Annotated in this window: 1 pseudogene; it reads left to right on the forward strand. The window is 65.1% G+C overall.

Features of this window, described 5'->3' with window-relative positions:
• A pseudogene (locus tag BN1127_RS00080) lies at window positions 1-387 on the forward strand (ExeM/NucH family extracellular endonuclease); the annotation flags it as partial.

Consider the following 387-nt stretch of genomic DNA (forward strand, 5'->3'; position numbering starts at 1 on the left):
GTGGCATCGTCACTCAGGTGGTGAACGGTCTCTACAAGGGCTTCTTCATCCAGGACCCGCAAGGGGACGGGGATCCGGCCACCTCCGACGGCCTCTTCATCCACAGCACCCAGGCCAACGGCGCCATCGTGCCGGGCGCCGAGGTGTGCGTCTCGGGCAAGGTGAAGGAGTATTTCAACCAGACCCAGCTCAGTGCCGATGCGCTGGTAGTGACTCAGCCGGTGGGGGCTGTGCCGGTAGCGGTGGATCTGGTGCCGGTGGCGGGCGAGAGCCTCAGCCAGCTGCTGGAGCGCCACGAGGGGATGCAGGTGCGGCTGGTACCCGAGTCCAGTCTGGTGGTGACCCGCAACTTCAGCTTCGATTACGACGGCAAGCGCAACAACCTGG

This window comes from Aeromonas media, assembly GCF_000819985.1.
Taxonomy (GTDB): domain Bacteria; phylum Pseudomonadota; class Gammaproteobacteria; order Enterobacterales; family Aeromonadaceae; genus Aeromonas; species Aeromonas media.